This window comes from Pseudomonas sp. G34, from assembly GCF_031119625.1.
In the GTDB taxonomy this organism is placed as follows: Bacteria; Pseudomonadota; Gammaproteobacteria; order Pseudomonadales; family Pseudomonadaceae; genus Aquipseudomonas.
This window is the reverse complement of record NZ_JAVHZV010000002.1, coordinates 51,758-67,228: the sequence shown is the minus strand read 5'-3', so window position 1 is coordinate 67,228 and position 15,471 is coordinate 51,758. Positions and strand designations below refer to the sequence as shown.

11 protein-coding genes are annotated in these 15,471 nt (G+C 64.0%); 4 read left to right on the top strand and 7 right to left on the bottom strand.

The features are described from left to right. Positions 1–111 precede the first annotated feature (111 nt). Positions 112–840 (bottom strand): TraX family protein, encoded by a 729-nt coding sequence (locus tag QYS36_RS00875; RefSeq protein ID WP_308837702.1) that lies wholly within the window; start codon positions 838–840, stop codon positions 112–114. A 107-nt stretch (positions 841–947) separates the two neighbouring features. After that, the gene (locus QYS36_RS00870) at positions 948–1,247 is read right to left on the bottom strand and encodes a hypothetical protein (protein WP_288358329.1); all 300 of its coding nucleotides are present in this window, start codon (positions 1,245–1,247) and stop codon (positions 948–950) included. 213 nt (positions 1,248–1,460) lie between these two features. Between QYS36_RS00870 and QYS36_RS00865 the strand changes: the two genes are divergently transcribed. Next, entirely contained in the window at positions 1,461–2,498 is a 1,038-nt protein-coding gene (locus QYS36_RS00865) for a low specificity L-threonine aldolase (RefSeq protein ID WP_308837701.1), read from the top strand. A gap of 1,203 nt (positions 2,499–3,701) precedes the next feature. On the opposite strand, the gene gbcB is transcribed toward QYS36_RS00865, so the two are convergent. Next, positions 3,702–4,802, bottom strand: coding sequence for a glycine-betaine demethylase subunit GbcB (gbcB, locus tag QYS36_RS00860; protein WP_308837700.1), 1,101 nt, complete (start codon positions 4,800–4,802; stop codon positions 3,702–3,704). A gap of 356 nt (positions 4,803–5,158) precedes the next feature. Between gbcB and gbcA the strand changes: the two genes are divergently transcribed. After that, positions 5,159–6,451: a glycine-betaine demethylase subunit GbcA gene (gene gbcA / locus QYS36_RS00855; protein WP_308837699.1), complete on the top strand. Its 1,293-nt coding sequence runs from the start codon at positions 5,159–5,161 to the stop codon at positions 6,449–6,451. A gap of 234 nt (positions 6,452–6,685) precedes the next feature. Continuing rightward, on the top strand, positions 6,686–10,678 hold the full coding sequence (locus QYS36_RS00850; RefSeq protein ID WP_308837698.1) for a hypothetical protein: 3,993 nt from the start codon (positions 6,686–6,688) through the stop codon (positions 10,676–10,678). Between the two features lie 113 nt (positions 10,679–10,791). On the opposite strand, the gene QYS36_RS00845 is transcribed toward QYS36_RS00850, so the two are convergent. From QYS36_RS00845 to choX, 4 genes are all read right to left on the bottom strand, one after another. Next, complete coding sequence (locus QYS36_RS00845) at positions 10,792–11,292, bottom strand: thioesterase family protein (protein WP_374990404.1); 501 nt, start codon at positions 11,290–11,292, stop codon at positions 10,792–10,794. Beyond that, positions 11,289–12,254: an L-carnitine dehydrogenase gene (locus QYS36_RS00840; protein WP_308837696.1), complete on the bottom strand. Its 966-nt coding sequence runs from the start codon at positions 12,252–12,254 to the stop codon at positions 11,289–11,291. The genes QYS36_RS00845 and QYS36_RS00840 overlap by 4 nt, the downstream gene beginning before the upstream one ends. A 144-nt stretch (positions 12,255–12,398) precedes the next feature. Next, positions 12,399–13,286 (bottom strand): 3-keto-5-aminohexanoate cleavage protein, encoded by an 888-nt coding sequence (locus QYS36_RS00835; protein ID WP_308837695.1) that lies wholly within the window; start codon positions 13,284–13,286, stop codon positions 12,399–12,401. Between the two features lie 109 nt (positions 13,287–13,395). Further along, positions 13,396–14,331: a choline ABC transporter substrate-binding protein gene (gene choX, locus QYS36_RS00830; RefSeq protein WP_308837694.1), complete on the bottom strand. Its 936-nt coding sequence runs from the start codon at positions 14,329–14,331 to the stop codon at positions 13,396–13,398. Positions 14,332–14,521: 190 nt separating this feature from the next. Between choX and QYS36_RS00825 the strand changes: the two genes are divergently transcribed. After that, positions 14,522–15,463, top strand: coding sequence for a GlxA family transcriptional regulator (locus tag QYS36_RS00825; RefSeq protein WP_308837693.1), 942 nt, complete (start codon positions 14,522–14,524; stop codon positions 15,461–15,463). Positions 15,464–15,471 lie beyond the last annotated feature (8 nt).

Genomic DNA, 15,471 nt, shown 5'->3' with positions numbered 1-15,471 from the left:
GATATGAGTCTTGTTGCAGCGATGGTATGACTCGCCCTTGAGAACCAGATGCCTATGTACGCCACGGGAGATTGCGTTTGCGACATGCGCAGGTGTCGCAATTTTGCATGCTCAGAGGCTGCGCAGCGCCGCCAGGACGAGAAAGTGCGCGGGGTAGAACAGATAGGCCCAGCGCCGCACCGGCGGCACCGCGAATGGCGGCTGCCAGCGCAACAGCAGCAGGCCCAACAATGGCGCAAACAGACAGATGCCGAGCACGCTCCAGGCGAAGGGGTCGCCCCGGGCGGCATCGACATAGAACGGTGCCCAGTAGTTGGCCGCCAGGCAGCAGACCATCGGCAACAACCAGAGCGCCCGCGAGCCACGCAGCGCCAGCAGGAAGGCCGCCGGCAGCAGCGCGCCGAATACGCCGAACATCAGCCATTCATGGGCCAGCACGGCAACAGCCAGGGCCCCTGCGCCCAGCCAGCGCGCCTGGATATCGCTGCGCTGCACCGCGTTGGCGATCAGCAGCCCAAGCATCAGGGTGGGCATCACGTTGAGCGATTCGGCGTTCGGCACCAGCAGCCGGTAGGGCCACTCGGAGATCAGCGCGAACAGCAGCAGCCAGCCCAGATAGCGGACTGACGGGCCAGCGCCGCTGCCCACCGTTGGCCGCGCGACGTTGGCGGCAATGGCCAGGCAGAAAAACGCAAAGGCCAGACGGCCGGGCACATAGAGGAAATACAGGGCGGGCCAGGCATGGCGCAGGTGATCGATGAGCATGGTCAGCAGCGCCAGCCACTTGATCAGATCGAGGGCCGCGTCACGGCCAGGGCGTGGAGATGGGAATGGGGGCATGCGCACGCATCACGCTGAGAAATCGAGTTTCACCCTAGAGACTGCCAGTGACTCAGCGCAAATGAAAAACGGCGCAGGACACGAACCCTGCGCCGCCTGTCAGGCGCTTACTGCAGTTTCGCGTTGCAGCTGCTCGAGGCCGTGACCAGACGCTTCTGCAGGGCGGCATCTGGCGGAACCTGCTTGCTCATTTCGGCCATTTCCGCCTCGCTGAACTCCTGGCTGACCTTGGTCGCTGCGCAGTCACAGAAAGCCGTGAGCTTTTCCTGCGAATGGCCGGACTGAGCGCCCTTCACGCATTCCTGCACGAAGGTCGACTTGGCTTCCGGCGACCACTGCTGGGCGGCTGCGGCCGGCAGGGCGAAAGCGAGCGGTGCGAAAAGGGCGATCAGATGACGGTAGCTCATGGTGGGCTCCTGTAGCTTGGGATCGGTGAGTCCTGGTAATGAACTCTCTGCTTTGTGAGCCCAGCGGCGCCCGCGAGTTCAGAATTAATGGGCGGGCCCGGCGCTGACTTGCCGACGGAACAATATGTCGCCCTGGCGAGTTCTATGCACTGGCGAGGCGGGATACAGTACCGGCATACGCCCGCACGGGGCGACGCAGACAAGGACTTTTCAATGCCCGACAACGCCCAGCAATTCGCCAGCGACAACTACTCGGGCATCTGCCCAGAGGCCTGGGAAGCCATGGCAGAGGCCAATCAGGGCCACCAGCGCGCCTACGGCGATGACGAATGGACGGCCCGTGCCGCCGACCATTTCCGCAGCCTGTTCGAGACCGACTGCGACGTGTTCTTCGCCTTCAACGGCACCGCCGCCAACTCCCTGGCCCTTGCCTCGCTGTGCCAGAGCTACCACAGCGTGATCTGTTCGGAGACCGCCCACGTTGAGACCGACGAATGCGGCGCACCGGAATTCTTCTCCAACGGCTCCAAGCTGCTCACCGCGCGCAGCGAACAGGGCAAGCTGACGCCGGCCTCGATCCGCGACATCGCCCTCAAGCGCAAGGACATCCACTTCCCCAAGCCGCGCGTGGTTACCCTGACCCAAGCCACCGAAGTCGGCACCGTCTATCGCCCCGAAGAAATCCAGGCGATCAGCCAGACCTGTGAAGAGCTGGGCCTCAACCTGCACATGGACGGCGCGCGCTTCTCCAACGCCTGCGCCTTTCTCGGCTGCACCCCGGCCGAGCTGACCTGGAAGGCCGGCGTCGACGTGCTGTGCTTTGGCGGCACCAAGAACGGCATGGCCGTCGGTGAAGCGATCCTGTTCTTCAACCGCGACCTGGCCGAAGACTTCGACTACCGCTGCAAGCAGGCCGGTCAATTGGCCTCGAAGATGCGCTACCTGTCGGCACCCTGGGTGGGCATCCTGCAGGACGATGCCTGGCTGCGCTACGCCACCCACGCCAACGCCTGTGCGCAACTGCTCGCCAAGCTGGTGGAGGACGTGCCCGGCGTGAGCCTGATGTTCCCGGTGGAGGCCAACGGCGTGTTCCTGCAGATGTCCGAGCCGGCCATCGCCGCCCTCACCGCTCGCGGCTGGCGCTTCTACACCTTTATCGGTGCCGGTGGCGCCCGCTTCATGTGTTCGTGGGACACCGACGAAGCACGGGTTCGCCAGCTGGCCGCCGATATCCGCCAGGTCATGTCCTGACGGCAGCGTTTACTACGGCAACCCCTTCGCAAGGGTGGATCAGGTCTCGTGCCTGATCCACCTTCGCAGCGACACCCCCGCAATGGCTCCCCTGCTCACACCCTTCTCCAGTCTGTGGATAACTCCCCACTACCGCGTGAAATCGACCTGCCGAGCGCGGCCACGAGCTTTCCAGCTGCTGATCTTCACCATCTGCGAATCGGCCGGATGGGGATAAACAGCCGGCCCATCCCCAGATCACGTGGACGAGCATGTGCATAAGCTGTCGGCACACGGCTGCAGCCCAGAGCCTGCAAGGGCCGCAGACATTCGTACAAAAAACGTTCTATTTCAACAGGTTGCCTGGCAGCTTACGCACAACTATTGTGCAGTAGCGCGCTCACAAGCTGTGCATATGTTGCCCCGAGCCTCGAAAACAAGGGGCTGCAGCGCGGCGATCATTTTTTGCTCAGCTGCCGAAATAGGTATTCCATCCACAGCAGGCCTTAGGCGCGATTCAACACCTGTGGAAATCCTTCCCCACAATCAGGGGATGATGACGTGGATAAGCTGTAGGCATATCGCTAGAGCCCTTGCCATCCGTGGCCTCTGGCGTGGCGCTGGAAAAATGATCGATATCAATTGGTTAGCAAGTTATCTACACACAGAAGCTGTGTGCTTAGCTGTGCATAACATGTTCAGCTAGCGCTACAGCCCAGTATTCATGGCACATGACTAGCAATGATCATTTATTGATCAGGCCCGAACAGGGGCCTGCTCTGCATAGACAGCGATGATCACCAGGGGGCAGCTGAACAACTTGCTGCAGGCTTTCCCCCAAACTTCGTGGATCAAGCTGTGCACAAGCTGTCGCTATACCGCTGCAGCCCCATAGATACGTGACCTGCAGCCTATCGATCATAAATCGTACAGTGGCTCATGGCGCAAACGGGCGGCCACAGGACGCAGGAAGCCACCTGAACTGTGCATGGAACTGTGGATAGCTTGTATAACTTTGCCCGAGCCGACGCAAACCACTGCGCCCCTATAGAGGTCGCTTTAGCCCGTAGGGCAAGGCAGGAGCGCTGCCGACGAATCGAAATGCCGGCGCAGGCGTTGCACACAATTACTGTGTGCGCCGTTGTGGATAAGCTGTTTGGTCACGGCTATAGGCCAGGCATGGCGGGCCCTGAGGGGCACCGCCTAGATTTTGACCAACGCCAATCAGTAATCGATGCTCACGTCGTTACGCGGCACGCTGCAGCAGGACAGGATGTAGCCTTCAGCCACGTCCTCGTCGGTGATCCCGCCGTTATGCTCCATGTCCACGTCGCCCGCCGTCTTGAGCACCTTGCAGGTACCGCAGATGCCCATGCCGCATGCCTTGGGGATATGCAGGCCAAGCTTGGCTGCCGCCGCGTGCACGGTTTCGCCCGGGCCGACCTGAATGCTTTTGCCGGTACTGGTGAAGGCCACCTGGTTGCGATCGGCAACCGGCACTTCGGGCGCGTCCGCAGCCTGCTCGGCAAGCTCCCTGACCTCCTGGCGCACCTCCGCCGGTACCGGGCCGAAGGCCTCTTCGTGGTAGCGGCTCATGTCGAAGCCCTTGGCCTCGAGCAGACGCTTGACCGCGCTCATATAGGGCGTAGGGCCGCAGCAGAAGATTTCCCGCTCCAGGTAATCCGGCGCCATCAGCTCCAGCATCGACTGGTTGAGGTAGCCGCGGTAGCCCGACCAGGCCTCGCCCAGGCCGTGCTTCTCGCAGATCACGTGCAGGCTGAAGTTGCTGATCCGCGCCGCCATGTGCTCCAGCTCGCGGTGGTAGATGATGTCCTTTGGCGAGCGGGCGCTGTGCACGAACACCATGTCGACGTTGGCGTTGGTGTCGTAGAACCAGCGCGCCATCGACATCACCGGGGTGATGCCCACCCCGCCGCTGAGAAACAGCACCCTGTCGGCCGGGAAATCGATGGCGTTGAACAGCCCCACCGGGCCATGCACTGCCAGCTCCTGGCCTTCGCTCAGGTTGTCGTGCAGCCAGTTGGAGACCTTGCCGCCCGGCACCCGCTTGATGGTGATGGAAAAGCTGTAGGGCACCGACGGCGCACTGGAAATGGTGTACGAACGCATCACCGGCTGGCCGTCGATTTCCAGCTCCAGGGTCACGAACTGCCCCGGCTTGAAGAAGAACAGCACCGGCTGGTCGGCCATGAAGCAGAAGGTGCGCACGTCCCACGTTTCCTGGATTACCTTGACGCAGCGCACCACGTGGCGGCCATTGCTCCAGGTCTGGGTAGTAACGGGATAGAGGAAGTCGTTCGACATGTCGGTTCTCTCGCGCACGCAGGCCGCTCACCGGCCCATTCTTTGCCGCGATTGTGCGCAACGCCTGTGGCGCTCATTTACCTGCCAGCGACATCGGCATGCTAACGGCGACCTGCCCCGTAGACACTGGCGTACCCAGTCGGGAAATGATTCGGCCATGTCGCCCATGGATAAGGTTCGCCCCGCGCCCGGCTCCACACTCGCCCCCAAGCCGAACAGGATAAGAGCGTCAGCCGCAGCCCCCTATGCAACACGCCATTCGGCAGGCGATCCGGGCAGCGACCCGCCACCTTGCGTACCACCGCAATAGCCACTTTTACGGCAGGCGCCGCGCGCTCGCCATGAGGAGTTCTCCGATGACCGTCACCTCTACGCTGAGCCTTGGCGACCCGCTGGAACAGGCCCGCGCCGCCGCAGCCGAGATGCTGCAGAGCCGCGAGCGGACCTTTTCCCTGCCGCAGCCGTTCTACAACGACGAACGGGTGTTCCAGCTCGACATGCAGGAGATCTTCCACAAGGAATGGCTGATCGCCGGCATGACCTGCGAGATTCCCGCCAAGGGCAACTACCTGACCCTGCAGATCGGCAACAACCCGATCATCGTGATTCGCGGCGCCGAGGGCGTGGTGCACGCCTTCCACAACGTCTGCCGTCACCGTGGCTCGCGCCTGTGCACCAGCGAGAAGGGCAAGGTCGCCAAGCTGGTCTGCCCGTATCACCAGTGGACCTACGAAGTGGATGGCCGCCTGCTGTTCGCCGGCAGCGAGATGGGCACCGATTTCAACCTGGCCGACTACAACCTCAAGCCGGTGAACTGCAAGACCGCCGGCGGCTACATCTTCATCTCCCTGGCCGAGAACCCACCGGCCATCGACGAGTTCCTCGCCACCCTGGCGCACTACATGGAACCCTACGACATGGAGAACGCCAAGGTGGCGGTGCAGAGCACCCTGGTTGAAAAGGCCAACTGGAAGCTGGTGCTGGAAAACAACCGCGAGTGCTACCACTGCAACGGTTCGCACCCGGAACTGCTCAACACCCTGCTCGAGTGGGACGACACCCACGACCCCCGCGCGACCCAGTCGTTCAAGGACCACGTGGCCGAATCCGCCGCCAAGTGGGAAGCCGAGAAGATCCCTTACCTGCATGCCGGCTTCGGCCTGCGCAACCGTATCGTGCGCATGCCGCTGCTCAAGGGCACCGTGTCGATGACCATGGACGGCAAGCAGGGCTGCAAGAAGCTCATGGGCCGCATCCAGAACCCGGACCTGGGCTCGATGCGCATCCTGCACCTGCCGCACTCCTGGAACCACTGCATGGGCGACCACATGATCGTGTTCACCGTGTGGCCGATCAGCGCCCAGGAAACCATGGTCACCACCAAGTGGCTGGTGCGCAAGGACGCCGTGGAAGGCGAGGATTACGACGTCGCCCGCCTGCGCGAAGTCTGGGACGCCACCAACGACCAGGACCGTCGCCTGGCCGAGGAAAACCAGCGTGGCATCAACTCCACCGCCTACCAGCCCGGCCCGTACTCGAAGACCTACGAGTTCGGCGTGGTCAACTTCATCGACTGGTACAGCGAGCGCATGCTCAGCAACCTGGGCGCCGCCCCGGCGCCCTATCTGCGCGATGTGAAGACCCAGTGAGTGGCCTACGACGGCACGCCTAGCGTGCGCCGTCGTTGCCCCTCCAGCATCTCTTGAAAGCCCCGCTGGCCCTGGCCTGCGGGGCTTTTCTTTGCCGCTCGGAACATCAGCGGAATGTTTCACAGCATTTCACGCCATCAAACGGAACAATCGAACGGCCCCGGCCCACTGACGCACACGCGGTATTGCCAGCGACGCGTTTAGGCCACCCGTCACCTTGGCGAGGAACCCACCGTGAGCGTCAACCCCCTGAGCAAAGGCCCCAACGAACAGAGCGGCGCCGACAGCCTGCGTTTCGACAACATCATGCACCTCAGCCTGAAGGGCAATGCCAAGCCCAGGCAGGATCGCAGCGCCACCGACAACGAGCAGTGGCCGCCGCTGGACAAGACCCGGGTCGATGCGCCCAGGGACGGCAAGATCCGTTACCAGCTCGATGGCCAGGGCGTGATGGTCGAGCGCTCGGTGAACCCCGAGCTGTACAAGTTCCTGGTCAACCTGCACGCCCTCAACCAGGTTCCCGAGCAGAAGGCCCAGGTGGTCGCGGCGATGGGCGACGAGCACGCCATCGCCGACCGCAACACCGAGGTGCAGGAGTGGGGCGATTACACCCAGTTCAAATGGCAGGGCAACCTGGAAGATGCCGAGGTGATCACCTACGTCACCGCGGACGGCGAGACGGTCACCGTATCGAAGGCCCTTACCCCGCAGCTGTTCATCGAAGTGCAGCAGATCGGCCTGTCGCGCTACACCCTCGAACAGCGCGTCGCCGATGGCCGGGAGGTCGCCGGCCCCGACACCTATGTGGCCGAACATGATATTGCCCTCTGGGGTGGCCCGGAGGAGTTCGGCAATGGCGTCATCCAGTTCGAAACCAAGGATGGCAAGAAGTACGTGGTATCCGAGCACGAAAACAAGGCGCTGTACGACCGCGTAGCAGGGATGTGGAGCGACCACGTCAAAGGCGGCGACGCGATCCAGAAACTGCGTGAGAAATATGACCTGCCCGACCTCGACAAGCTGGACCTGCTCGGCCAGAGCAGCGGCGAGAAGGCCAACAAGGACGACAAGCAAGAGATGACGGTGGTCGAGCTGGCCACCAAGAACCTGCTCGACAAGTACAAGAAGCTCATCGACGACGGCAAGGTCGGCAAGGACAGCGACATCTACAAGCTGGTCAAGGCCATCGAGGCCAAGGCGTCGATGGAAAGTGGCCACCGCATCACCCCTTACATCGAGGATCCGCGCGGCGGCAACACCACCTGGCGCAAGTTCGACAGCGATGGTGAAACCCTGAGCACCGAGGACATGCAGGACATCCTCAACGGCAACTCGGTGGACGAGCTGCTCGCCGAGATGTTCACCAGCGGCAACGGCGAGAAGGACAAGATCGGCAAGGAATACCAGGCCGAACTGGACAGCGCCATCGAGAAGATCAGCGGCGCAGACAAGACCAGCCTGGCCGACGAACTCTACGACACCCTGACCAGCCTGGATTTCGTCCGGTACCTGGCCGACATGAAAGAGCAAGGCCTGGGCAGCGAAGGCCAGGCCGAGGTCGCCCGGCTCGCCTCCAGCCTGGAGCTGCTCGACCCGGAGCGCGCCCGCCAGGCCGAGTCGGCGCTCAAGCAGAACGGCATCCTGGTGGAGATCGACACCCTGGTCGGCGACCCCGGTGCGATTCCCGACGAGTACAAGGAACTGGCCTACAAGGACATGGGCGCGCTGATCAAGACCGTGCTCAAGTCCGCCGACATTCCGCGCCGGGTGCAGGACAGCATCGAGAAGTTCTACAACGAGCTGCTCAATGACAAGACCAAGATGGCCGACTTTGCCAAGCTCTCGGAGCAGCTCAATAACGGCACCATCACCCAGGCCGACTTCAATAAGCAGCTGGAAACCAAGTACATCCCGGCGGAAGTCAGCAAGGACGACTTCACCAGGGCCATCGGCACGCTGAACCAGTATGGCGTGCTCGGCACCATTTCCGCATTCGGCTCCCTGGGCGGGGCGATCTACATGCTTTCGGCCAAGAATGGGCAACTATCCGACGAGCCCCTGGAACGCCTGGCCATCGCCAAGGATTTCATCACCTTCCTCAGTGGCGGTGCGCAATTCGAAAAAACCAAAATCTTCGACCTCTTCACCAAGACCAACACCGCCGAGCTGCTGGGCCTGAGCAAGACCCTGCCGGAAATCTGGGGCAAGGAAAACGGCACCCTTGGCAAGAAGGTCGAAGGCTTCCTGCGCGATCGCGGCATCAAGGGCATTCCCGATGCGGTGGAGAGCCGCGCCAACAGCGTGATCGAGCTGGGTTCGCTGAATGGTGGCGGCGGTGGCGATGCGCTGGATCAGGTCAGGCTTTCCGCCGAAGCCTCGGGTATCGGCTCGTTCGACGATGCCGATAGCCGTGCGCTGCTCAGCGACATCATCACCCGCGCCGGCGGCAACCCGCCCGACGACTACTCACGCTACAGCAGCCTCAACCAGATTGCCGAAGAGCAGAACCTCACCATCACCGAGGAACACATCAACGACGCCATCAACGAGCGGCGTGCCGCGAACGGGCTTGGTGAAATTGCCGATGACGTCTCGGTCAACGAGTTCGCCAGCCACCTCGATGACGCCGCCAACCGCCCGCTGCCACCCTCGATCACCTCCTCGGGCTACTCCACCTATACCGATGCGGTATCGACCATCTATGAAGACGCGGTGGAATACTTCGAAGAGCGCAACATCACGCCGCCCAGCCGCGAATCGGTCGAGCGCGTGGTCAGCGAGCGCATCGAGGAGTCCGGCCGCAGCGTACCGGCGGCCAACGACCCCTTCGACGGCGACCTGCGCCTGGATGGCGACTCGATCAACCAGATGTTCGAGAACGACAACCGCCCGCCACCGGCCGCCGAGGTGATCGACGATGCCGTCGACCGCCTCAACGACACGGTGCGCAACAGCTCGGTGCAGGGCATCGTCGACACCGAGACCATCAACAGCGCCCTGGGTGGCGCCGATACACCGTCGATAAAGCCCGGCCTGGCGGCGAAGATCGGCGGCACCCTGACCAAGGTGCTGGGCGTGGCGCCGGATATCCTCAGCGTCGCCGATATCGTCATGGGCGGCTTCACCATCAAGGACGCCATCGCCAACAACAGCGACCTGGGCAAGGCCGCGGGTGCCCTGCAGATCATCAGCGGCGTGGCGGGTACCACCGCCGGCGTCATCGGTACGGTCGGGCTGTTCGCCAGCATCGGTGCCCTGGCCGGCGCCACTGGCCCGCTGTTCCTGATCACCGCGGGGCTGGGGCTGATCGGCGGCATCATCGGCATCTTCGTCGATCACGAGAAGAAGCAGAAAGCCACCGACAAGGAAGGCCAGTGGTTCAAGGACCTCGCCGAACTCGGCCTGACCCAGGAAGACTGGGGCGACAAGCTCGAGTACGCCCGCTACAGCTTCTACGAATACGACGGTCGCGATGCGCCCGCCGGCCAGAGCATCTACGACTACCAGAAAGATGAATGGGAGCATTTCAAGGAAACGCCCCAGGAAGGCGGCTCGTCCATCAACCGCCTGGACGACGACAAGCATCTGGCCAAGTACGACAAGGCGTTCTACGAAGAGAACCGCGAGGTCATCCACACCATCCGCGAGCGCTGGGATGACTGGAACGGCAAGGACGACATCGTCAGCAAGAAGGACCTGCAGAAGATCGCCAGCGGCGGTGGCAGCGACGAGGACAAGGCGGCCGCGCAGTTCCTGCTCGATAACAGCGGCTTCTGGGATCAGCTCGACACCCAGTGGGGCAAGGGCGGCCAGGACAGCAAGGTGAGCACCAACGACCTCAACACCTGGCTGAAGATGGTCGGCGCTCACCAGGAGGATTACGGTCGCGCCTATTACGACGAGCACCAGAGCATCATCGAAACCATTCGCGAGCGCTGGGACGCCTGGAACGGCAAGGACGCCATCGTCAGCAAGAAGGACCTGGAGAAGATCGCCAACGGCGACGGCAGCGAGGCCGAGAAAGCAGCGGCGCACTTCCTGCTCGACAACCCGGGCTTCTTCGACCAGCTCGACAACCTGGCCAAGAACGACAGGCGCGACGGCAAGATCAGCACCGCCGACCTTGACACCTGGCTCAAGGCCATCGGCCTGGAGAAGACCGACAAGAGCGAGCTGACCTACAACCCCAATGACGACATGCCAGCCTGGCGGGTGATGCGCGGCTGATGGACGCCGCAGCGGTACGCGCCCTGGTGGGCTGAAGCCCACCCTACCGGTGTCCCCATCGCAGGGTGCGTTTTTCACCACGCTGATTGAGCCGCGCCGCGCCGGGGCGCCGGCTACTGGGGCCGGCCGAGCCCAGCGTTGCTCACTGGCAACCCGATCACCCGGCCGACATAGGCAGAGCGCGGCACCTCCTGCTGCGCCCCGGCCAGTTCCGCGACGCGCGCTGCAACCTGCTCGTCGAACGGCGCCGAACGACTGGTGGCCGTGCCGATGTTCATCAGCATCTGCTCGCTTTCGGCCACGATCTGTCCGTCAGCGCAGCGCTCGATCAGATGATGGATGTGCAGGCGCTTGCGGTCATGGCCGAGCAGTTGGGTGCGCACCTGCAACTCGCCGCCGAGTTTCACCTCAGCGAGAAAGTTGAGGTGGCACTCCAGGGTGTAGAGCGTATGCCCGCTGCGCGCCCTGCCCGCTTCGTCTAAGCCGATAAGATCCATCAGCCCGTCGCTGGCGAAACTGCAGATCAGCAGGTAATAGGCATCGCGCAGATGGCCGTTGTAATCGACCCAGTCGGGCTGCACGGCGGTCTTGTAGGTGACGGGCAGCATGCTCATTCCTCGAAGGCGAAGCCGTGGCGCGCCTTGGTCTCGCGAATCGCGCCGAGTACCGCCAACAGGCAGTCATCGCGATAGCGCTCCAGCTCGGCGAGACTGCGCTGGCCCTGCTGCACGCCCGTGCCGGCGACCACATCGTCGATCAGTGCCTCGCTCAGCTCAGGCGCCTGCAGGTAGGTCCAGGGCAGTTTCAGCGCCGGGCCGAACTGGGCCATGAAGTGACGCATGCCGGCATCGCCACCGGCCAGGGTATAGGTCAGGAAAGTACCCATGAACGACCAGCGCAGGCCGGCGCCGAAGCGGATCGCATCGTCGATCTCGCCGGTGGTCGCCACACCGTCGTTGACCAGGTGCAGCGCCTCGCGCCACAGCGCCTCGAGCAGGCGGTCGGCGATGAAGCCCGGCACCTCCTTGCGTACGTGCAGCGGGCGCATGCCCAGTGCGCTGTAGATGCCGATGGCCGCCTGCACCGCCGCGGGCGCAGTGCGCTGGCCGCCGACCACCTCGACCAGCGGCAGCAGGTACACCGGGTTGAACGGGTGGCCGACCACGCAGCGCTCGGGGTGCTGCGCCTCGGCATAGAACTCGCTGGGCAACAGCCCCGAGGTGCTGGAGCCGATGATCACCTCGGGACGCGCTGCGGCGCTGATCCGCGCATGCAGATCGAGCTTGAGGTCGAGGCGCTCGGGCGCGCTTTCCTGGATGAAGTCGGCATCACGCACACAGGCATCGAGGTCAGTGAAAAAGTGCAGGCGATCCAGCGACGCCCCCGGCGCCAGCCCCTGCTTTTGCAGGGCCGGCCAGGCGTTGGCGATGCGCGTGCGCAATGCCGCCTCGGCACCGGGCGCCGGGTCCCAGGCGTGCACGTCCAGGCCGTGGGCCAGGGCGCGGGCGACCCAGCCGGCGCCGATCACGCCGGTACCCAGGGCGGCGAAAATCTTGATATCGGTAATGAAGGTCATGCTTGAACTCCGCTGGCCCGGACACAGGCCGGGGGATGGCGTTAGGGAATGCCCCGGCTTAGATCCGGGCTACCGCTGTCGCGGCTAAAGCCCCTGCCACAGGAGCAGCGCAAATCTGTGGCAGGGGCCGGTGGGCGTATCGCGTTAGCCGCGACGCTTGAGCTTCATCTTTTCCCGCCCCTCGGCCGGGCTCAGCACACGGCCACCGAGGCGTTCGATGATCTGCGCCGCCCGCTCGACCAGCGAGCCATTGCTGGCCGGCACGCCCTTGTCCAGCCAGATGTTGTCTTCCAGCCCCACGCGCACGTTGCCGCCCAGCAGCATGGCCTGGGCGAGCATCGGCATCTGCATGCGGCCGATGCCGAAGCCGGCCCAGGTCAGGCCCGCCGGCAGGTTGTCGACCATCGCCTTCATGGTCGCGGTATCCGCCGGCGCGCCCCACGGGATGCCCAGGCACAGCTGGATCAGCGGGTCGTCGAGCAGGCCCTCCTTGATCATCTGCTTGGCGAACCACAGGTGGCCGGTGTCGAAGATCTCCAGCTCGGCCTTCACGCCCAGCTCGGTGATGCGCTTGGCGCCAGCGCGCAGCTGCGCCGGGGTGGACACGTAGATGAAATCGCCATCGCCGAAATTCAGGGTGCCGCAGTCCAGGGTGCAGATTTCCGGCAGCAGCTCTTCGATATGGGCCAGGCGGGTCAACGGGCCGACCAGGTCGGTGCCGGCGCCGAACTCCAGCGGCTCCTCGCCCTTGCCGATTTCCAGGTCGCCGCCCATGCCGGCGGTGAGGTTGATGATCACGTCGGTGTCGCTTTCGCGAATGCGCTCGACCAGCTCGCGGTACAACGCCACGTCGCGGCTCGGCTTGCCGGTGTGCGGGTCACGCACATGGCAATGGGCGACGGTGGCACCGGCCTTGGCGGCCTCGATGGCAGCCGCGGCGATCTGCTTGGGCGTCACGGGAATGGCCGGATGGCGGCCGACGGTATCGCCAGCGCCGGTGACCGCGCAGGTGATGATGACGTCATGGTTCACGGTCGATCTCCTTGGTGGGAACTGCCTGGCTCATGCCGATCAGGCGCCAGGCAGATTCTCGGGACGAACGCCGCCCCCACGCAGAGCGCGGTGGCAGCCTGGGCAATGGTTAAGGGGTGAGCTTCAGGGCCTGGGCGGCCGGCTTGCCGTCGCGGCTGGTAACGCCGTCGAGCCAGGCGGTGACCACCTCTGGATTGGCGGCGATCCACTCGCGCGCCACCTTGGCCGGCGCCTGGCGATCCATGATCGGCTGCATCAGCTCGGCCTCCTGGGCGCTGGTAAAGCGCAGGCTGGTGAGCAGGCGATTGGCATTCGGGCAGCGCGTGGCGTAATCCGGCGAGGTCACGGTGGACACCGTGGCGGCGCCATCATTGGGGCCGAATGCATCCTCGGTGCCGGTCAGGTAGGTGATCGGCATCTGCAGGTTCATCGGGTGCGGCTTCCAGCCAAAGAACACCACCGGCTTCTCGTTGCGCACCGCACGGCCAACGGCGGCGAGCATGCCGGCCTCGCTGGACTCGACCAGCTTGAAGTCGCCAAGGCCGAACTGGTTGCTGTCGATCATCTTCTGGATCGCCGTGTTGGCGCCCGAGCCGGCCTCGATGCCGTAGATCTTGCCGTCGAGCTGATCCTTGAAGCGGGCGATATCGGCGAGGGTCTTGATGCCCTGCTCGGCGGCATAGGTCGGCACGGCGAGCACCGCCACCGCATCGTCCAGCGAAGGCTTATCGGCCACCTTCACCGCGCCGGCATCGAGAAAGGGCTTGATGTTGTCGTCCATGATCGGCTTCCAGTAGCCGAGAAAGGCGTCGACCTGGCCCTTCTGGATGCCGGCGAAGATGATCTGCTGCGAGGCCTGGGTCTGCTTGGTTTCATAGCCGAGCCCCTGCAGCAGCTCGCTGGCCACGGCGGTGGTGGCGACCACGTCGGTCCAGCCGACGGCGCCCAGGCGCACGGTCTTGCAGCTCGCCTCCTCGGCGGCCAGCAGGGGTGAGCTGAACAGGGTGAAGGTGCAGCATGCGGCGAACGCGGTGAGCGCTTTCATGATGGGGCTCCTCAACGGTTTGGTCTGGTTCTTAGTACCGTGTGACCGGAACGGCTGAATTCCGATGAGCCCACCTTACCCAGTTGTCGTGCCGGGAATTCGCACCATATCGACATAAAACCACAACATAGCGACTTGATCCTGCAGCGTACCTGCCGTTAGATAGGGGCTCCATACGGCGGAGCGCCCCATGTCGCAGCACTTCTGCTTTCTCCTGCTGCCCGGCTTTTCGATGATGGGCCTGATGTCGGCCATCGAGCCGCTGCGGGTCGCCAATCGCTTTCACGCGCCCCATTACCACTGGCGCCTGCTCAGTGGCGACGGCCTGGCGGTGCCGGCCAGCAACGGCATGTCGCTGAATGTCGACGGTGCCCTGGATGACGACCTGGCCGGCTACAGCCTGTTCGTGGTCGCCGGTTTCGATCCGTTGGCCGGCTTCAACCCGCAGCTGGCGGGCCGTCTGCGCCGTGCCGAGCGTGAATGCCAGGTACTGGGCGCCATCGATACCGGCAGCTTCGTACTCGCCGAGGCCGGGCTGCTGGAAGCCAGGCAGCGCTTCACCCTGCACTGGGAGGCGCTGGAGGCCTTTCGGGAACGTTATCCACAGCTGCAACCGACCCAGGAGCTATTCGAGATCGATGGTCGACGCATCACCAGTGCCGGCGGCACCAGCAGCCTCGACCTGATGCTCGGGCTGATCGGCCGCGACCACGGCGAGCCGCTGTCGATCCAGGTGTCCGAGCAGTTCGTGCTGGGCCGCATCCGCACCCGGCTTGACCACCAGCGCATGCAGGTCAGCAGCCGCTACGGCATCCACGACAAGAAGCTGGCGCTGGTGATCGGCGAAATGGAGCGTTGCACCGAGCAGCCGCGCACGCCCGGGCAATTGGCCGCCATGGTCGGCATTACCACCCGCCAGCTGGAGCGGCTATTCCGCCAGCACCTGAACACCACGCCGGTCACCTTCTACCTTGCCCTGCGCCTGGACAAGGGTCGCCAGCTGCTGCGCCAGAGCGACCTCAGCGTGCTGGAAGTGGCCCTGGCCTGCGGCTTCGACTCGGCCTCCTACTTCGCCCGCCGCTACCGCACCCGCTTTGCCGTCAGCCCGCGCGAAGACCGCCATCAGGCCTAGGTGGCGCG